Genomic DNA, 16,196 nt, shown 5'->3' with positions numbered 1-16,196 from the left:
TTCATCGTGCTATCAAAGCCAGGGTGCCGGGGCTCCGAGTTAGGGCAATCGTGCTATCATGGAATCCCAATCGTGCTATCGCGCCGCTTAGGACGTGCCATCACAGATGATCTATCGTGCCATCGCGCCGACCCAAAATTCTGCGAATCGTGGAGTCAGCACGATTCGCATCAGGTCTGTCATCTCTTAACTCTCTAACTTCTACATAATCTCATAACCGTGGCGCCTGCGGCGCTGAGATCTGAGTTTGAGTTTTTTGTAGAGATTACTTTCATCAAGCCTCTCGCGCTTCCCCTCACATCGCCGCTCTCGATGGTTGAGGCTCGGCAGGGATGTTACCCATTTGGCCCGATCAGTGGTCCAAAAGCGTACGCAATGAACGCGCCTGGGGAACCGCGTAGTCGATTTGGACGATTGCAATATACCGCCCCTGCATGACGTCTTTGCATTTGCCAAGCAGGTTATCACTGCTGAGTTGATCAACGCGCCGCTCCGTGCTGCAGGGGCTGACCGCGTGAAGCAAGTCAGCATCGGCGGTCGGAGGATGTGCAACAGCATGCTGAACATTCCCGCTAAGTGGGGAGGGGGACGAAATTCATTCCTATGCGATGCTAGTCGGTCTAGCCGAAACTAGGTGGGACACACCTATGAAGCTGCACCAGTCCCAACAGGTTCGTCGAGAGACATCATCAATTTGACGGCCTCTTCAAAGCTGCTCACGATGCAATGCTCGAATATCATCCCAAGTTCTCGAAACCGCAGTTGAACCGGGCTGCCAAGCACTCATCCCTGCCCAGTTTCATGCAATTCAGACGCGCGAAATGCGAACAAAACATGAAATATCCCTAAAATGCCCTCAGAGGGTCGTAGGGCGCATCGAAATCGTTCAGGTCAAATGGTAAAGGGCGCTCTCGTTTTGGCTCTCACAGAGGCTCTGAGTGGACGTGATTTTCACCCTCTCCATCCCAAATTGTGGGCTCAAAGAGCTCGATGACCGGCGGCCGAGATCGGGCGGGGGAGGGGGCTACCCCGCTGACCGGAATCGTGTAGCTGCGAAAGCTCGCCTGACCGGTCCGCTCGAGAAGTAGACCCCCGGCCTCGGCGGTTGCCAGCAGCTTGATCGCCCCGGCGGAAGTCAGCCCAAACCGCTTGGCGACCTGGCTGCTAGTGATGGAGGGACGGGCCATCGCGAACTGGATCACGTCCTTGAGTCGTCCGAGCCGTCGGCGGTCAGCAAGATGGAGAGCGGCCCGCTGCGCATAGCTCCGCAGTTGCACCTCCAGGTCGAGATGGGCGTTTGCCCCGGCGACGATGGCTCCGAGCCAGAGGTGGTCGAGGTCGAGGCCCGAAGCGATCTTCCAGGGACCACCAGCGCGTTGGAGGCCGAGGGCTGTCAGCCCACCTTGCGATCCGTTCCAGCGCCCCGGACCCCAACGGTCGCCGATGAGCAAGCTGGCCACAAGGTCACCGCGGGCAAGGGGCGCAAGCTGCCGCCAGAGCCCGGCGATCCGGCCGGCATGGAGCAGGGGAGGGGAGGGGGGGAGGGCTTGGCAGGCCTTGCTCCAGGCCTCGATCGCCGGGTGCATTTCCCACGGCTCGCGGCGGCCTGGGGCAGGCTGGTCAGAAAGACCGGTTTCGGCTCCAAGCCACGCCAGCAGGGCGGAGGGATCGGTCATGAGTGCATCCAGGGTGATCGGCATGCCGATGGCGTGCTTCCAATGGGTCAAGTCATATGCACTGGTGATGGCTCGTCCTCGGCCGTCGATCGTGACCGCGTCCTCGGGGAGTTCATATGCGTCGATCCCGGCAAGGGCTTGGCGCTCGGCCAGAGCCATGCGCGCCTTCCAGGGCAGGCGGACGGGACTGAGCCGGAGGCGTTCTTCCACCCGTGCGAGCGCGGTTTGCGCGTCGGCATAGGCAAGGAGCAAGGCTGGGTCGAGAAGGCGAGGGGTTGTAGCTGTCATTCTGCGCCGAAATATCCCCAAAATCTGCGTGATTTATCCCATCCGGTCGGATTAGAAAAATAGCCGGTTTCTCTAGGCTAGCGCATCAAGAATTAAACTGAAAGATGCTTTTAGAAAGCCTGCTGTGGCATCTGAAACATTGGACCCGTGATAAGGGCAGTTATCATTGATCCAAAATGCTGTCTGGTTTATGATTTTGCCTTCGATTTGTACCAATATGAGCGGACTGGATGACAGGCGAAGGCAAACGACCGTTGCGCGGGCTGCGCGCCTTTCTCGATCCGTCCTTCGAGTCGGATCATACGCCTGTTCCATCGGTGGAGCACACGACCCGCGCTGCCAGTGCGTCGGAGCCGGATGGTACGACCTTGGCCATCGAAGAAGCTGACACAACTGCGGGGATTGGCCCGGTCGCGCCGCTGGCGATCGCCCCGGGCCCTCGGCTGACCAGCGTGGTGCTGCCGGCGCCGGGCCAGCGTTGGGCCTATGGCGCGCGCCAGCACTATGTCGCGCAGCGCAGGGCGGAGCGCGCGGCGGAGCAGGCACGCACCCCGCTCCAGCGGTTCGAGGCCGCTCTGGCGATGCTCCCGACCACGGGCCGGCCCATCGTCAATCTCGATCTGGTCGAAGCGACGCTGGCCGCCATGGCGACCAACACCGTCCGCGCTTTGCTCGCAGACATGGCGGGCTTTGGCAAGGCATGCCGCGGGTTAGGGGTCAGCGCGCTGCCGGCGCAGCCCACCTCGGTGATCGCGTTTCTCAAAGCTCGGGCGGCGGGGGAGGGCGGCGCAGCCAAAGCGAAACCCGCAACGCTCTCGCGCATCTTCTGGGCGATCGCGACCTTCCACCGGCTGTTCGATCTGCCCGACCCGACCAAGGACAAGCTGGTCGCGCTGACACTCAAGGCCTTGCGCCGCGAACTGGGTACCGCCCAGCGGCAGGCGCGACCGTTGCGCTACAAGGGGTCGGTCAGCGACGTTTTTGACGGCGACGCGCGAGGGATGAGCCTGAAAGCGCTGCTCGACGGGTGCGCCAGCGACGAAAAGGGGCTGAGGGACCGGGCGTTGCTGTCGGTTGCGTACGATACGGGCCTGCGCGCCTCCGAACTGGTCGCGATTGACATCGCCCATATCCGACCGTCCAGCGATCCCGACACCCGGTTGCTTCACATTCCGCGTCACAAAGGGGATCAGCAGGGAGAGGGCGCCACCGCGTTCCTCTCGATGCGGAGCGTTCTGGCGTTGAAGGCCTGGATCAGGGTGATGGCCGACCTCCAGGACGTTTCGGACATCACGGAGGGGCCGCTCTTTCGGCGGCTGTTCATCAAGCCGTTGAAACCGGAGGACGCGGCGGTGGCGCGGGCCGCGGCGCGTCGGCAGGCAGCCGCTTCGCAATGGGGCCTGCCCCGTTTGATGCCGGAGGCCAGGGCCTCGCACCGCATGGGCATCGATCCGTTGACGGCCGTAACCCTGGGCAGCGCCGCGCTGCGGCCCCAGGCGGTCACCCATATTTTCAAGGCGCGCGTCCAGAGTGCCTGGGACGCAGGGCTGTTGCCGGATCTGAGCAAGGAAGAACTGGCGCAGTGGGTCAAGGGGATCAGTGCCCACTCGACGCGTATCGGCATCACGAATGACCTGTTCGCGGCCGGTGAGGATATCGCCGGGATCATGGACGCGCTGCGTTGGAAATCGCCGAAAATGCCGCTCAGCTATAATCGCAATCTGGCTGCCGAGCATGGTGCGGCTGGCCGTCTGCTTTCCAAGCTCCGCTAGTGCTGTTCCCGCTTCGTTTGCTTCGATGGTTGCGTTTTCTGCGATTACTGACTATATAGCGCGCGAGGAGACGCGCCATGACCATGCCCGCCTTTGCGGAAGAAATCGGAAGCCGCCTGCCCTCGGCGGGTGAGAAGGATGCCGCCAATCAGCTTCGGAAAATCATCGCCGCGCATGCCGCCGGCGATGCGAAACTGCGTCTCCTGGAAGAGGGGGACAAGACCCCTACCGAGATCACGCTGACGCCCGCCATGTCTCAGCTGCTGATGGAGCTGCTCCGGCACATCGGCAAAGGGGACGCCGTCACCCTCGTGCCAATCAGCCAGATGCTCACGACCCAGCAGGCGGCTGACGTGCTCAACGTATCGCGGCCCTATCTCATCTCCCTTCTGGATAGAAAGGAGATCGCCCACACATTGGTCGGGCGCCACCGCCGCGTGCGCGCTGAGGATCTGTTCGCTTATAAGCGGGAGCGGGACGGGTTGCGGTCCAAGGCGCTAGACGATCTGGCGGCGACCGACGCCGAATTGTTCTGACCCTTGTTCGCCAATCGCTACACAGCCTTCGTCGATGCCTGCACGCTCGCCAGCGTGCTGCGCCGAAACCTGTTGCTGACATTGGCGGAAGCGGACTTCTTCCGAATTCGGTGGTCTGCGCCGGTTCTTGAGGAAACGGGCCGAGCCATCGCGAAGATACTCGTCAGCAAGGGTCGGTTTCAGGCTGAGGCAGAGGAAATGGCAGCTGCCCAGATTTCTCGAATGCGTCAGGCATTTGGGGAGGCGGAGGTTATTGATTTCGCGCATCTCACTCCACTGGCGGCGGCACTGCCGGATCCAGACGATGCGCATGTGCTCGCCGCAGCTGTAAAGACCCAGGCCGCCGCGATCGTGACGGAGAATCTCAAGGACTTTCCTGACGCCCTGCTGGCTAGCCTGAACCTGGAAGCCCGGTCGTCGGACGACTTTATCGCCGATACCATCGCGCTCGATACCGGCCGCGCCGTCGCGGCTATTCGCCGAATGCGTGAGCGCTTCCGCAGGCCCGAAAAATCGGCCCATGACCTTTTGCTGGACATGGAGGCAGCTGGATTGGTGGCCACCGTCGATGCTCTCCGGCCGCATGTGGGGTCACTTTGAAATTTTTAAATGGCTGCTGACGGAACGACGACCTAACCGTTTTGCACAATGGCCCTAGGATCATGGTCACGCTGTGTCCGCTTGGTGTTCCGAAAGGCAGGATGGCATGTGACGAAACCTCTGACAGAGCGGAGATGACTCAGAGGTTTCGTCACATGGGGTTCCGACGGACGCCTTGCACAAAGCAAAGCTGATTGACCGGTTGTAGCGGTTGAAGCTCTGCGAAACGCGATGTGATCGCGGAAGGCGACCCAGCTACAATCACTGACGTTCCGATCACAAGGCTTGCCCACCTACGGTGATATTAAGCAGTTCAGGAAAAATGAAGGTGGCTGGCGCCCGTCCGGCTGAGCCTGTGACGCTGTCCGCGGATCGGCGTTGACGATCGTCTGCTCCACACTACCCGCGTTGATGATCATGAAACAGCATTTTGTTAACAGCAAATAGCTTGTTGGCTTCTCGCTTGGCGCGAACTGGCAGGAGCCTGTCTTGGCGTGAACATGCTGCTTCTGTGGCCTGCTGCCATGCCGCGCAGCTCCGAAATCTCTTTCGGATGAGGGACCGACAGGCGAGTGAAGCCCTCGGCGACGATGCGGCATGGATTAAAGTGCCCACACCGACCGTTTCCCACCCGAAGCATCAAGCGTGGGAGCAATTCGTGCGTCATTTCATATCGGCCGCAATAGCCACTCTGGCGATCGCCTCACCCGCAGGGGCGGCGGACCAAATAGGGGACCAATCCACCGTGACCCGGCGGACGCCGATGGGCACGGGCGCCGAGCTTTCGACGGGGATTGAATATCAGGACGGGACCTTTGGCACAGCGCAAAAGGTCGAAACCACATCTATTCCGACGAATTTGCGCGTCGCGACAGGCCGCTTCCAATTCACCGCGACGCTGCCCTATCTGCGAATTGATGCTCCTGCCAATGTCGTGGGCGGCGGTGGTGGGCTGTTTGGCCTTCCTATCATTGTTGATCCAAGCCAACCGGCGACCCGCGTGCGTCGCGAAGGGCTGGGGGATCTGCGACTGGGCGCGTCCTATCTCGTGCCCCTTTCAGGCGTCGGGCTTACCCTGATGGGGCAGGTGAAATTGCCGACGGCGTCGCAGCGCAAGAAATTGGGGACCGGCAAGCCAGATTATATGATGGGAGCCGAGCTGGCGAAAAGCTTCGGCCGTTTCACCCCCTTTGCCGATCTCTCCTATACCATTGCCGGTGACCCCCAGGGTTTTGACCTGCGTAATGCCATCTCGGTTCGGGCCGGTGTTGCCGGGCAGATTGCGGCTGGTTTGCGGGGACATATTTCATACGATTATGCCCAGAGCCTCAGCCGCCTCGCGCCTGACCAGGAGCAAATCTCGACCGGGATCGATGCGGGTCTCACGAACCGGCTATCGCTGGGGTTGTACGGCAGCGCCGGGCTGTCGCAGGTCGCACCGGATCTGGGCGCGGGCCTCCAACTGGGCGTGAGGCTGTTCTAAAAAGCATCTGCTTCTCGAACATGCTCTGGCGCGGCTGCCCGTTGCGCGGGCCGCTGCCGTGCCGTCTAATGCCAGGCGGACTTCAGGAGAATACAGCTTGAGCACCCTCGAACGCGCGGCGCGCGCCATGTATGAAACCGTTCAGTCGGAATGGGATTGGGATGACCCTGATGCCGAGCTTCTGCGCCGCATGTACAGGGACAATGCGCGCGCAGCGATCCGGGCGATCAGGGAACCGACGGAAACGGTGGTGAACGCGGGATATAATGAGCTTGTTTGTTACAACAGCGCGGCCGATGCCTGGCGTGCCATGATCGACGCCATTCTCAGCGAGTAGGATTAGGTGGCTGGTCCCAAGGCCGATCTCGCTCTTGGTCCTGGGCTGGCATCAACCGGTTCGATCGGCTAGGCGCGCCACATCATAGCGAAGGATCTGACCGAACTGGGCAAATGGGTCGCGGCGCAACATGGCTGGCCCGCGGCAAAGGCGTTCAAAGCCTGGACGCCTGATGAGGCGGCCGGCGCAATCCTGACGCGCAAGGCCCTGGAACTTCTCCGCGTCATGCCCAAGGCCGTGGATCGAGCCGCTTTGACCTGTGCCTATGCGGTCCATCTGCTCGGTGATTGGGAAGCGCCCGTTCAGGTGGTGGCCGGCCGACTTAGCGTTGAGGGCGGCGATGCGTTCGAGGATCGGCCATTGGGTGATGCACCGGGGAATGCAGAGAAGCTGGCGTCTGGCGTCAATCATCTCTGGATCATGATGGGATCGCAGATCGTCGATATCGCGCTGTTCCGCGAGGCCTATGGCGCCGATGGTCCGAGAGCGGTCGCCCATTTCGTCCATCAACAGTTCGGGCCGGACAAGGCGCTGTATGTTGATGATTGGCGGCTGGCGCGTCGTCGGGGGTTATCCTACGAACCCATGCATGTCCTCAGCAAAGATGAGGTGACGTCATTCATGGCTCGGGCGCATCGCGCGCTGGAGGCCCGCTAGCCCGTCTACCCTGCTTAAAGCATGAGGTCTTTAAGTCCGATCCGGCACCGTGTGAAAGGAAGCCCAGCGTATCGGGTTGAGAGCGTCGTTTCCTGGCACAATTGCCAGCCTGTAAACTGTTTGAATCTTATGGATTTTCTGCCATTTGTCGGATGATCTCTGGGTCGGTCCTTGGAGGAAAAATGGTACGTTCGGAATTGGTCGAGGCGCTGGCGGTTGAGTTTCCCGATCTTGATCGGCAGGTAGTCGAAAAGATCGTCAGCCTGTTCTTCGAGGAGATCGTTGCCCGACTTTCGAAAGGCGGCCGGGTCGAATTGCGCGGCTTTGGATCATTTACATTGCGAACCTATGAGCCGCGGACTGGCCGCAATCCGAAAAGCGGCGAGACGGTGGATGTTTCGGCATCAAGCAGGCCCTTCTTCAAGCCGGGCAAGCCGATATTGGCACGGCTCAACGCCGCAGTCGGCGCCGCTGGTTGAGCGTGGACATTGGCATATCCGCCGCTGCGCGGGACTAAGGTACGGGTGAGAAAGCATAATTTCTGAACGATCGATAACAGGGCGGTTCAGACTCATGCCACGACCGTCGTGGAATAAGGCCCTCAACACGAACAGGTTGAGGAGGTCACCAATGTTCATTCGTAAATCCATTCTCGCCGTTGCTCTTGCGGTCGCTACGATGACGGCAGCCGTCCCCGCCACATCCTTCGCGCATGACGGCGGACAGGGTTGGCATCGCCATGATCGCGAATATGGACGGGACCGTTATTATGATCGCCGGGCGTATCGGGATGATCGCGGCTATCGCTGCCGCAAGTCCGGGGGAACGACCGGGCTCTTGCTCGGCGGCGTTGCAGGCGCGCTGCTCGGCCGTGCTGTCGATACGCGGGGCGATCGTACCACCGGCACTGTGATCGGCGCCGGGGCCGGTGCGCTGGCGGGCCGTGCCATCGATCGCAATTCGAGCTGCTGAGGTGGTGTGGAGGAGGCGGCTCCCAAGGGGCCGCCTCTTGCTGCGTCACCGGACGACGCAGTCGTCACACTGAATCCGTCTGGCGGCAGCGCTGCGTTTCTTGTCGGCATCCAGTCAGTGTATGACGGCGCTATGAGCGAAACTCAGTCCTTTGCGACCCTCCAGAAATGGGCTGACGCGCGGATCGATATGCGCATCGAATGCGCATGCGGCCGGACCGTCAATGTCCCGTCCAACCAGATACTGGCTCGCTTTGGATTCGATGGCCTTACGGACGAGGCCGCTGATCGTCTCCGGTGCAAGCGTTGCGGCGAACGGGGCAAGGCGAGCATGGTGCCGGTTTTCTGGGCCACCCGCCGGCAGACTGGCGTTTGACAAGCTGATTTCGCGAGGCGTGATTATTCGTCGGGCGGGATATAATCGGGCCAAAATCCGGAATCTGGATCACCCTCGTAGATCGGTGCGCCGAGTTTCGGCGCCACCGGCTCAATTGGCGGCGGAGGCAGAGTGGGCTCCTGCCCATCGAGATGGACGCGGATCACCGCGCCATCCCTGGTCGCCTGCTGGAAGATCGCGCGTATATCCTGGCCCTGTCGGATTTTGCCTCCGACCCATCCACAGCGATCCGCACTTAGATAGCCGATCTGATACCCGCGAGCCGAATGCACCGATACAGCGCTGGGATCGGCCTTGTTTGTGGGATCGAGTTCCAGTCGAATGGCATCACCAGGATTGAGCATCCGTATTTCAAAGAGCCGGTTCGATCCATCGGCATTGGGGTGCAACGCGCCAACGACGACGAGGCTGAGTTCCTGGGGCATGTCGATCGTCTATGTGCCGCCGGCTGATTCTGTCCAGCGGCCACGCATTGGGCAGGGCGATCGCCGGATTAGCGCCATTCCGGCCGCAGCTTCGTGGAAGGCCTTCGAGCGCCTGCACCGGATGGTTGCCGACAGATTGCGAGCTTGCCATTCCTCAACCCGTTCCAATCGGACTGTCACATATTATTGGAGGAGCCCATCTGGACGATCCCGAAGCTGATCGAAGCGGTCGGCGATCGCGATCCAGCGGGCCACTCCCGCATCGTCGCCTGCTACCGCGAGCGCGGTGATGCGTTCGGCAATATGCTGGGTCGCCTGTTCGCCAAAGCGACGCTCGATGGCGAGGGCTTCGGCCCAGCGTTCCAGCTCCGCCGTCACAGCAACGTCGCGGCAGTGGATGCCGAGGCGCGCGGCTTGTTCCATGGCTCGCTCGTCCGCTCCATGGCGATCAGTTCGTCAGGGAAGCAGCGCTCCTGAAAAGCGCAGATGTCATCGAAGCTGCCGTGGAGCCACTGGTCATATTCAGCCTCATGAAGCAGGACCGGCATTCGATCGTGGATCGGGCGGATCGCCTCATTGCAGTCGGTCATTGCTCCCGAGAACACCGGTCCCCACTCGGCGCTGTCACGCCAAAGGCCCGCCCAGGCAAAGATGGGCCGGTCGTGCAGCGAGAACCAGGTTCGGGTCTTGGCGCCTTTCGACCCTTCGGCTTCCGCGAAATGGGTGACCGGGATCAAGCACCGAGACTCTGGCTTGCGTGCAGCGCCGCTCCAGAAGGATTTGCGCAGATCCGCGATATTGTTGACGGGTTTGGGCTTGGATTCAGGCTTCATACCCTTGAGGCGCACTGGCCAGCCCCATGTCATGCTCTGCAGGACGCGAGCGCCATCCTGCTCGCGGACGACCATGCCGGGATATCCGGGATAGACCTCTTCGGGCGCGTTGAACTGGGTGACCGGCAGGGGCACGCCGAAATGTGCGGCGACTTCGGCGGCTGATTTGCGGACCGTGAAAAGATTGCACATGGCCGCAAGCTAACACCGGCGACACCTCAAGAAAACTGCCGATCACACGCACGCGTTTGCGCAATGCAGGGGGCATCTGTCGACCGGAGGGATCAGCAGCGGAGAGCCAAAAAAATGGCCGATCCAAAGACCGGCCTTCTGAGTTTTAGGAGAGGATGCCTGAAAGGCAGGGCGCATGTGGCACCGGGTGGCGCGACCCGCAAATGCGAAGCGCCCGCTTGCGATTGCGTCAAACGCAATCGGCCCTTCAAAGCAGCGCTAGTTGCGCGCCTCCGCTGGGTGGCGCCTTGCCGCTGCGCCACAAATCCTCGGTCGGCTCGACGATCATGCGTTCGGCGGCGAACGGCGCTCTGAACTGAAAGGCGATCACGTCCTCGATCGACCCATAGAGCCAGCGCTGATAGTCGGTTGGATCGAGGAGGACCGGCATACGGTCGTTGGTCGGGGGAATGGCGGCATTGGCCGTCATGGTCATGCCGGCGTAGACCGGACCCTGGTCCGGCAGGTTCCGGCAGAAGCCTGCCCAGGCCATGATCGGCTGCCCCTTCACGGAAAACCAAGTGCGGGTCATGGCACCGGGCGTGCCGGAGGGATTGGAGAAATGGGTGAGCACGATCAGGCACCGATAGCGGGTGTCCACCGCCATCTGCTCCCACATCGGATTGGTGAGATCGGCGACAAGGCCGATGCGGCCTGGCTCTTCGCCCCGTTCGCGCATTTCGCGGGTGAGGCGCGGGAAACCCCAGGTCGCGGCACGAAGAATGCGGCGCCCCTTATTCTCGAACACCACCATCCCCTCCGCGCCCTCGGTGATGTCCTTGGCCGGTGGGATGGGTGCGGGCATGTCGGCGCCAAAATATTTGGCGACTTCCGCCGCGCCCACGGTGATGGTGTGAAGCCTCGACACGCCTTATCCTGTGATTCTGCATGCTGTTATCAGAAATCGAGGTTTCGCCGTTCCATCTCGTCGATGACGGCCTGCTGCTCCTCGGTTATTTCCTCGGGGTCGAGAATGCCGGCCCAAATGGCGATCAACTGCGCGTCGGTCAGCGCGGCAACCTGCGCCGCTGCCCTGTGAGCATCCTCCATGGTCTGCCTCCATGCCATGTCGGCAGAAAATATAGCATGAAAAAGGGCCGCCATGAAAATGACGGCCCTCCTTCGTGACGAGGGTGCAGTTAGCGCTGCTGAGAGCCGCGATCCTGGTCGTCGCGACGTTCCTGCTGTCCGCCACCCTGCTGGCGGCGCTGCTCGTCCTGCTGATTCTGCTGGTCGGGCTTCTGGCCGGGCTGTCCGCCCTGTTGGCCGCCGCCCATCTGATTGTCTCTATTCTGGTCTGCCATGATCTGCATCCTCTCGCGTGCCGAAGCGACACGAGGGAAGAACCGGCGGCAAGTGATGCCGTTCCGGCAAAATCGTGCTGATCGAAATCAAGAAGGCGATAAGTCACGGATTCATAGCAGAAAGGTGAGAAGCCATCGATCTGCGTGCGACGATGTTCGTCGATTCTCCAGCATGAGTTGGCAGCTATTCGTGCTCGTTCAGGGATCGTTTCACTTCGATGATTATTATAGCTGTATCTCCCGGGCACCAAGGGAGTCGCAGGAAGCTTGCGTGAGCGTTGCCGCATAGAAAGCGCCCTGCACGCAAGGGATAGGTGCAGGGCGCGTCCGTCTTGCTGTCGGGCAATAAAGGACGCGCCCGTTATATCGGAATGACACAGCATTTCAAAAGCTATTCGGCTCATTCTCGAAATTTATTGCCCTGCGTTCCATTTCATTGATCATATTGTTCAACTGAAAAAGGGAACGATTGTTAGCGCGATCATTCAATTGAGTTTTGTCTTGGTGACGCCGAGCATCGCCATGAGCTGGGTCCCGGTCGTGTCGTCGCCATTTTTGAGGATCGCGGCAAAGCCGCCGATCATCTTGCCGAAATGCTCGCCCGATAGCCGCATGTCGCGCGGGGTTTGCTGATCGTCGTCCGCGGTGATCAGCATCGCGATTCCCATGGCGAGGGCTTCGGTCAGCATGGGCATGGCGATACTGGCATGGCCTTCCTGCACCTCGCGCGATCCCATGGCATGGGTTACCGCCTGGATCGCGATCTGGGCGCAAACATGGCGATATTCGCCCGGTGAGAGATTATCGGGAATATCGAACAGTTCTTCCGGTACGGCCTTGATGCTCATGGCTTCATCCTCTGTGTCGGCTCACGGCCTTTTTCCATTCCCGTTCATCGGGAGGGGGAAATTTGATCCGCAGCGGTTGCCGGGTGGTTTCGATCGAGACTGGGCGGACCTTGCGACCATAGCGTTTCGAACAGCTGGTGCAGTAGAAGCATCGGACTGCGTCGCGAAAATCATCGGTCCAACCTTTGCGGTGGAATTTCCACCACAGGCCATGGGGTTCGAACAGGCCCACCCGCCGGCAGCGGCATTCGACCTTGACCGTATAGCCCCAATGGGCGGCCTCGAAGATGGAGGTCGTCTGCCGATCATGATCGTGGGTGATGCCATCACGGGTTTGCATGTCTCACGCGCTCGTCCCAGGCTAAAGCGCCCAGCATATAGGGGCCATCATCGCGCCGGCCTTCGCGGATCTCGCGCAGGAAAGCGCGATTGTCGAAGCCGCGCTTCTCCAGCGCTTGCGCCACCGCCTCGCGGATATGATCGATATGGTCCATGGTCCGGTCCTCTGGCTTCACCACGGAATCTCATCATCGTCGACGAGCGCCGGATCCTTGCGGGGATCGACGGGCGGTGTCGTCGATTCGGTGCCGGGGGTCTCAAACAAGTCCGCTTGTTCTGGCGCCTCAGCCGACTTGGCGCCAAGCCGTAGACTGAGCTTTCGACGTTGCTGCATCGCGATTCTCCTCGATGATTTCAGGCCAGTCTCGACTGCCTCGATGGGGTGCGACTCCGGCCCATTGACTCTTAGCGCCTTTGGAACAAAAAAGGAACAAACAACCGCCGAGTCATAGGAGGCCCTTCATGACGGAAAGAGGGGCACGTCCCCATGTCGCTGCGCTGCGCGCAAAAATCGCCGAGATCGAGGGTGGTGATCGCCGGGCGCGGTCGGTGTTGCCGTTCGGGATCGAGGTGATCGATTCGAAGCTGCCGGGCGGCGGCCTGGCGCTGGGCGCGCTGCACGAAGTGGCGGGCGGCGCGCAGGGAGCGACCGATGGCGCTGCGGCCGCCTTGTTCGCAGCCGGCATTGTCGGGCGGATCAGCGGCAGCATCCTCTGGTGCATGACCCAGGCCGATCTGTTCGCCCCGGCCATCGCCCAAGCCGGGCTCGATCCCGACCGGGTCATCTATGTGGAAGCCCGCGACGAGACCGCGCTGCTTTCCTGTTTCGAGGAGGGGCTGCGCCATGGTGGTCTGGGTGGCGTGGTGGCCGAGGTCGCGCGGCTGTCGATGACCGCCTCGCGGCGATTGCAACTGGCGGCGGAAAGCACCGGCACGATCGGTATCGCGGTGCGCCGCTGGCGGCGATCGGCCGAAGCCTCGGACCTTGGGCAGCCGACGGCTGCGGCGACGCGCTGGCGGGTGACGGCGGTTCCCTCTGAGTTGCTGCCGGTGCCGGGTGTCGGGCGGCATCGCTGGTTCGTCGAACTCATCCGCTGCCGCGCGGGCGAGAGCGCTGATTTTCTGGTGGAAGCATGTGATGCGACAGGTTGTCTCGCTCTTCCTGCCGACCTGGCCGACCGATCGGCTGCGTCGCAGGCTTGGGCGGAACGCGCCGCCTCCTGACGCGGCGCTCGTCCTGGTCGGCATGGAGGGTAATCGCCGCGTGCTCACCGCGGCGAATGCGGCCGCGCGCGCGATCGGGCTCCATGCGGGCATGGCCGCGACCCAGGCGCAGGCGCTGGTGCCCGATCTGCTCATCATGGACGCAGACCTGGAGGCGGATAGGCAGGCGCTGGAGCGACTCGCCATCTGGTCGCTCCGCCGCTACGCCCCGATCATCGCGCTCGATCCGCCCGATGGGCTGATGCTCGACATCACCGGCGCGGACCATGCTCATGGGGGAGCTATGGGAGTGTTGCGCGACATATTGAAGCGCCTGGCCGAAGTGGAAACGGCGGGACGCGCCGTCTGCGCGCCGGCCTATGGCGCTGCCCATGCATTGGCGCGTTATGGCGCTGACCCCTTTCGTGTGGTCGACCCGCTGGAACTGGCCGATGCCATTGGCGATCTTCCGCTTGCCGCGCTACGCCTCGACCGTGCCACGATAATGTCGCTCAGCAAGCTCGGCCTCGAAACCATTGCCGATCTGGAGGCCATGCCGCGCGCCTCGCTCGCGCTGCGGTTCGGGTCCAAGCCGGGCCAACGGCTCGACCAGGCCTATGGTCGGGCATCGGAACCCTTCGAGCCCATTGCCGCGCCCGAGCGCATCGAGGTCGAGCGGCGTTTTGCCGAACCGATCGGCGCGCCCGAGACGCTGGCGCGCTACACGCACAAGCTGGTGGACCAGCTCTGCCAGCAGTTGGAGGAGGCGGGGGTGGGCGCCCGCCGACTCGACCTGCGTTTCCATCGCGTCGACAATGGGATCGAGGCGATCCGTGCCGGGCTTGCAAGGCCCAGCCGGGACCGCAAGCAGATGGGGCGACTGCTCTGCGACCGGATCGAGACGGTCGATCCGGGGTTCGGGGTGGAGCGCATGTTGCTGGCGGCGCCGGCGGTCGAGCCTTTGCGTTTCCGCACCATCTCCAACCTTGGCGATGTGCCGGTGCCCGATGTGGCCGCGCTGGTCGACATATTGGGCAACAGGGTAGGGGAGGAGCGGCTCTATCGCTATGCCGCGCGGGAGAGCGATATCCCCGAACGGTCGGTGACCAGGATCGCGCCCATGGCCGATCCGACGCTGCTCCGCTGGCCCGAGCGCTGGCCGCGCCCGGCGCGGCTGTTCGCGCGGCCTGAACCGATCGACACCATGGCGCTGCTTCCCGATCATCCTCCGGTCCATTTTATCTGGCGCGGCATCCGGCGGCGGGTGAAGCGGGCCGATGGCCCGGAACGCATCTATGGCGAATGGCATATGAGCGAAGCGGAGTGGCTCAGCGTCCGGGATTATTTCCTTCTCGAGGATGAAACAGGCGCGCGCTACTGGGTGTTCCGACAGGGTGACGGCATGGACAGCGCGACCGGCGGACAGGGCTGGTTCCTGCATGGGCTTTTTGGCTGAACACCAATGCCCTGTTGCCCTGCCAATGTGGGTTGATCATAGGCCTTTGAAATGGACGAAAAAGTGAAGGACCAGATTCTGCGCGCCACGGAGCGCGCGCCGCAATGGTTGCGCAATGACCTTGCCTCCAAGGATGCGGGCGTGCGCGCGCAAGCGGAGGAGATCCTTGCGACGACGATCGCTAACGCGCTGGCCAATGGAACCGGCGCGCCCGCGGAGGATTAGGGGCGCAGATTCGTTGGAGCCTGGGATGATGCGTGCCGTGGAGATTGCCGTGCCTGCGCTTCCTCTCCTCGCTATCCTTATGCTGATGGGATCTTCGGCGGCTCAAGCTGTCGATCATCACAAAGCTCTACGTGTCGTGTGCGCGCAGGGCCGCAGCTTTGGGCTTAGGATCGAAGGTCGGCAGGCGCATGTGCAACTGGCCGACAGCGAGCTGGTGCTCGTCCGCAAGCCTTCGTCGCTGGGTCAGCATTTTCGCAACGGGGACGCGACGCTGATCCTCGACGATGACTATGTCGCCTTTGTCCAGCGCGGTGACTGGGGCTGGCAGGATTGCCATATCGACCAGCCTTCCGGTTCAGATCGGTGACGAATCCATCTTGAATTGCTACGGAAAAGGCATAGCTTCAGCTTGTCGCCCCACTCTTGGAGCGACATCTCCCCTCAACCTCGGCCCCGCCGTTGAGTTAGGCTCCGGCGGGGATCCTTTTATCCTGGACCGATGGTGCCGACAGCGGCAGCATCGCGCTCAAATTGGCGGAGTGACCGCCGTGCCCGTTGACTCTCTGCCCATTGGAACAAATAGCGAACATATGCGCTATGATGTGAGAATCGGCA

Annotated in this window: 24 protein-coding genes; 14 read left to right on the top strand and 10 right to left on the bottom strand. The window is 61.9% G+C overall.

Annotated elements, in window-relative coordinates; all coding sequences use genetic code 11:
- Window positions 1-923 precede the first annotated feature (923 nt).
- Complete coding sequence (locus F7P65_RS15590; RefSeq protein WP_162854655.1) at window positions 924-1,964, bottom strand: hypothetical protein; 1,041 nt, start codon at window positions 1,962-1,964, stop codon at window positions 924-926.
- 230 nt (window positions 1,965-2,194) lie between these two features.
- Here F7P65_RS15590 and F7P65_RS15585 point away from each other — a divergent pair, with 230 nt between their 5' ends.
- The 9 genes from F7P65_RS15585 to F7P65_RS15545 all read left to right on the top strand — a co-directional run bounded on the left by F7P65_RS15585 (window position 2,195) and on the right by F7P65_RS15545 (window position 8,696).
- Entirely contained in the window at window positions 2,195-3,736 is a 1,542-nt protein-coding gene (locus tag F7P65_RS15585; protein WP_150293323.1) for a tyrosine-type recombinase/integrase, read from the top strand.
- Between the two features lie 77 nt (window positions 3,737-3,813).
- Window positions 3,814-4,272 carry a helix-turn-helix domain-containing protein gene (locus tag F7P65_RS15580; RefSeq protein WP_150293321.1) on the top strand — a complete coding sequence of 153 codons (459 nt, stop codon included), beginning with the start codon at window positions 3,814-3,816 and terminating at the stop codon, window positions 4,270-4,272.
- A 3-nt stretch (window positions 4,273-4,275) separates the two neighbouring features.
- Window positions 4,276-4,872 carry a VapC50 family PIN domain-containing toxin gene (locus F7P65_RS15575; protein WP_150293319.1) on the top strand — a complete coding sequence of 199 codons (597 nt, stop codon included), beginning with the start codon at window positions 4,276-4,278 and terminating at the stop codon, window positions 4,870-4,872.
- A 430-nt stretch (window positions 4,873-5,302) separates the two neighbouring features.
- Window positions 5,303-6,355, top strand: a complete 1,053-nt coding sequence (locus F7P65_RS15570) for a transporter (protein WP_162854654.1) — start codon at window positions 5,303-5,305, stop codon at window positions 6,353-6,355.
- Between the two features lie 97 nt (window positions 6,356-6,452).
- On the top strand, window positions 6,453-6,692 hold the full coding sequence (locus tag F7P65_RS15565) for a hypothetical protein (RefSeq protein ID WP_240334326.1): 240 nt from the start codon (window positions 6,453-6,455) through the stop codon (window positions 6,690-6,692).
- Between the two features lie 225 nt (window positions 6,693-6,917).
- On the top strand, window positions 6,918-7,349 hold the full coding sequence (locus tag F7P65_RS15560; RefSeq protein WP_150293315.1) for a hypothetical protein: 432 nt from the start codon (window positions 6,918-6,920) through the stop codon (window positions 7,347-7,349).
- Between the two features lie 182 nt (window positions 7,350-7,531).
- A complete protein-coding gene (locus F7P65_RS15555) occupies window positions 7,532-7,828 on the top strand; it encodes an HU family DNA-binding protein (RefSeq protein ID WP_150293313.1) in 297 nt (98 codons plus the stop codon).
- 151 nt (window positions 7,829-7,979) lie between these two features.
- Window positions 7,980-8,321: a glycine zipper 2TM domain-containing protein gene (locus tag F7P65_RS15550; RefSeq protein ID WP_150293311.1), complete on the top strand. Its 342-nt coding sequence runs from the start codon at window positions 7,980-7,982 to the stop codon at window positions 8,319-8,321.
- Window positions 8,322-8,453: 132 nt separating this feature from the next.
- Window positions 8,454-8,696 (top strand): hypothetical protein, encoded by a 243-nt coding sequence (locus F7P65_RS15545; protein ID WP_150293309.1) that lies wholly within the window; start codon window positions 8,454-8,456, stop codon window positions 8,694-8,696.
- 23 nt (window positions 8,697-8,719) lie between these two features.
- Here F7P65_RS15545 and F7P65_RS15540 read toward each other — a convergent pair whose 3' ends face one another.
- From F7P65_RS15540 to F7P65_RS22085, 5 genes are all read right to left on the bottom strand, one after another.
- On the bottom strand, window positions 8,720-9,142 hold the full coding sequence (locus F7P65_RS15540) for an HIRAN domain-containing protein (RefSeq protein WP_082749261.1): 423 nt from the start codon (window positions 9,140-9,142) through the stop codon (window positions 8,720-8,722).
- Window positions 9,143-9,325: 183 nt separating this feature from the next.
- Complete coding sequence (locus F7P65_RS15535) at window positions 9,326-9,565, bottom strand: DUF6961 family protein (protein WP_237230242.1); 240 nt, start codon at window positions 9,563-9,565, stop codon at window positions 9,326-9,328.
- Window positions 9,517-10,167 (bottom strand): SOS response-associated peptidase, encoded by a 651-nt coding sequence (locus F7P65_RS15530; RefSeq protein ID WP_066564796.1) that lies wholly within the window; start codon window positions 10,165-10,167, stop codon window positions 9,517-9,519. The genes F7P65_RS15535 and F7P65_RS15530 overlap by 49 nt, the downstream gene beginning before the upstream one ends.
- 247 nt (window positions 10,168-10,414) lie before the next feature.
- On the bottom strand, window positions 10,415-11,074 hold the full coding sequence (locus tag F7P65_RS15525; protein ID WP_066564798.1) for an SOS response-associated peptidase family protein: 660 nt from the start codon (window positions 11,072-11,074) through the stop codon (window positions 10,415-10,417).
- A gap of 29 nt (window positions 11,075-11,103) precedes the next feature.
- Entirely contained in the window at window positions 11,104-11,256 is a 153-nt protein-coding gene (locus F7P65_RS22085) for a hypothetical protein (RefSeq protein ID WP_162854653.1), read from the bottom strand.
- Between the two features lie 74 nt (window positions 11,257-11,330).
- Between F7P65_RS22085 and F7P65_RS15520 the strand changes: the two genes are divergently transcribed.
- The gene (locus F7P65_RS15520) at window positions 11,331-11,591 is read left to right on the top strand and encodes a hypothetical protein (protein WP_145907848.1); all 261 of its coding nucleotides are present in this window, start codon (window positions 11,331-11,333) and stop codon (window positions 11,589-11,591) included.
- Window positions 11,592-11,995: 404 nt separating this feature from the next.
- On the opposite strand, the gene F7P65_RS15515 is transcribed toward F7P65_RS15520, so the two are convergent.
- From F7P65_RS15515 to F7P65_RS22075, 4 genes are read right to left on the bottom strand one after another with little or no spacing between them, the layout of a single operon-like run.
- Window positions 11,996-12,358, bottom strand: coding sequence for a hypothetical protein (locus F7P65_RS15515; RefSeq protein ID WP_066564803.1), 363 nt, complete (start codon window positions 12,356-12,358; stop codon window positions 11,996-11,998).
- 4 nt (window positions 12,359-12,362) lie between these two features.
- Complete coding sequence (locus F7P65_RS15510) at window positions 12,363-12,698, bottom strand: hypothetical protein (protein WP_066564805.1); 336 nt, start codon at window positions 12,696-12,698, stop codon at window positions 12,363-12,365.
- Window positions 12,685-12,876: a hypothetical protein gene (locus tag F7P65_RS22080; RefSeq protein ID WP_128830664.1), complete on the bottom strand. Its 192-nt coding sequence runs from the start codon at window positions 12,874-12,876 to the stop codon at window positions 12,685-12,687. Before F7P65_RS22080 ends, F7P65_RS15510 begins: the two co-directional genes overlap by 14 nt.
- Window positions 12,870-13,031, bottom strand: a complete 162-nt coding sequence (locus tag F7P65_RS22075) for a hypothetical protein (RefSeq protein WP_157846831.1) — start codon at window positions 13,029-13,031, stop codon at window positions 12,870-12,872. Before F7P65_RS22075 ends, F7P65_RS22080 begins: the two co-directional genes overlap by 7 nt.
- A 128-nt stretch (window positions 13,032-13,159) precedes the next feature.
- On the opposite strand from F7P65_RS22075, the gene F7P65_RS15505 reads away from it, so the two are divergent.
- Genes F7P65_RS15505 through F7P65_RS15495 form a run of 4 tightly spaced genes read left to right on the top strand, consistent with a single transcriptional unit; the run spans window position 13,160 to window position 15,948 of the window.
- Window positions 13,160-13,921 carry an ImuA family protein gene (locus F7P65_RS15505; protein WP_025547075.1) on the top strand — a complete coding sequence of 254 codons (762 nt, stop codon included), beginning with the start codon at window positions 13,160-13,162 and terminating at the stop codon, window positions 13,919-13,921.
- On the top strand, window positions 13,836-15,356 hold the full coding sequence (locus F7P65_RS15500) for a Y-family DNA polymerase (RefSeq protein ID WP_025547077.1): 1,521 nt from the start codon (window positions 13,836-13,838) through the stop codon (window positions 15,354-15,356). Before F7P65_RS15505 ends, F7P65_RS15500 begins: the two co-directional genes overlap by 86 nt.
- A gap of 51 nt (window positions 15,357-15,407) precedes the next feature.
- Window positions 15,408-15,581, top strand: a complete 174-nt coding sequence (locus F7P65_RS22070) for a DUF6771 family protein (RefSeq protein ID WP_162854652.1) — start codon at window positions 15,408-15,410, stop codon at window positions 15,579-15,581.
- Between the two features lie 25 nt (window positions 15,582-15,606).
- Window positions 15,607-15,948 carry a hypothetical protein gene (locus tag F7P65_RS15495; protein ID WP_025547078.1) on the top strand — a complete coding sequence of 114 codons (342 nt, stop codon included), beginning with the start codon at window positions 15,607-15,609 and terminating at the stop codon, window positions 15,946-15,948.
- The last annotated feature ends 248 nt before the right edge of the window (window positions 15,949-16,196 follow it).

The organism is Sphingobium estronivorans (assembly GCF_008692605.1).
In the GTDB taxonomy this organism is placed as follows: domain Bacteria; phylum Pseudomonadota; class Alphaproteobacteria; order Sphingomonadales; family Sphingomonadaceae; genus Sphingobium; species Sphingobium estronivorans.
The sequence above is the reverse complement of the archived record's forward strand: the minus strand, read 5'-3'. Positions and strand labels throughout refer to the sequence as shown.

Bases quoted from the DNA above. Each gene is read 5' to 3' on its own strand.
- F7P65_RS15535 (WP_237230242.1), bottom strand. From the start codon at position 9,565: ATGGAACAAGCCGCGCGCCTCGGCATCCACTGCCGCGACGTTGCTGTG.
- F7P65_RS15550 (WP_150293311.1), top strand. From the start codon at position 7,980: ATGTTCATTCGTAAATCCATTCTCGCCGTTGCTCTTGCGGTCGCTACG.
- F7P65_RS15500 (WP_025547077.1), top strand. From the start codon at position 13,836: ATGCGACAGGTTGTCTCGCTCTTCCTGCCGACCTGGCCGACCGATCGG.
- F7P65_RS15545 (WP_150293309.1), top strand. From the start codon at position 8,454: ATGAGCGAAACTCAGTCCTTTGCGACCCTCCAGAAATGGGCTGACGCG.
- F7P65_RS15515 (WP_066564803.1), bottom strand. From the start codon at position 12,358: ATGAGCATCAAGGCCGTACCGGAAGAACTGTTCGATATTCCCGATAAT.
- F7P65_RS15505 (WP_025547075.1), top strand. From the start codon at position 13,160: ATGACGGAAAGAGGGGCACGTCCCCATGTCGCTGCGCTGCGCGCAAAA.
- F7P65_RS15585 (WP_150293323.1), top strand. From the start codon at position 2,195: ATGACAGGCGAAGGCAAACGACCGTTGCGCGGGCTGCGCGCCTTTCTC.
- F7P65_RS15555 (WP_150293313.1), top strand. From the start codon at position 7,532: ATGGTACGTTCGGAATTGGTCGAGGCGCTGGCGGTTGAGTTTCCCGAT.
- F7P65_RS15580 (WP_150293321.1), top strand. From the start codon at position 3,814: ATGACCATGCCCGCCTTTGCGGAAGAAATCGGAAGCCGCCTGCCCTCG.
- F7P65_RS15560 (WP_150293315.1), top strand. From the start codon at position 6,918: ATGCCCAAGGCCGTGGATCGAGCCGCTTTGACCTGTGCCTATGCGGTC.
- F7P65_RS15590 (WP_162854655.1), bottom strand. From the start codon at position 1,964: ATGACAGCTACAACCCCTCGCCTTCTCGACCCAGCCTTGCTCCTTGCC.
- F7P65_RS22075 (WP_157846831.1), bottom strand. From the start codon at position 13,031: ATGCAGCAACGTCGAAAGCTCAGTCTACGGCTTGGCGCCAAGTCGGCT.
- F7P65_RS22085 (WP_162854653.1), bottom strand. From the start codon at position 11,256: ATGGAGGATGCTCACAGGGCAGCGGCGCAGGTTGCCGCGCTGACCGAC.
- F7P65_RS15540 (WP_082749261.1), bottom strand. From the start codon at position 9,142: ATGCCCCAGGAACTCAGCCTCGTCGTCGTTGGCGCGTTGCACCCCAAT.
- F7P65_RS22070 (WP_162854652.1), top strand. From the start codon at position 15,408: ATGGACGAAAAAGTGAAGGACCAGATTCTGCGCGCCACGGAGCGCGCG.
- F7P65_RS15530 (WP_066564796.1), bottom strand. From the start codon at position 10,167: ATGTGCAATCTTTTCACGGTCCGCAAATCAGCCGCCGAAGTCGCCGCA.
- F7P65_RS15510 (WP_066564805.1), bottom strand. From the start codon at position 12,698: ATGCAAACCCGTGATGGCATCACCCACGATCATGATCGGCAGACGACC.
- F7P65_RS15495 (WP_025547078.1), top strand. From the start codon at position 15,607: ATGATGCGTGCCGTGGAGATTGCCGTGCCTGCGCTTCCTCTCCTCGCT.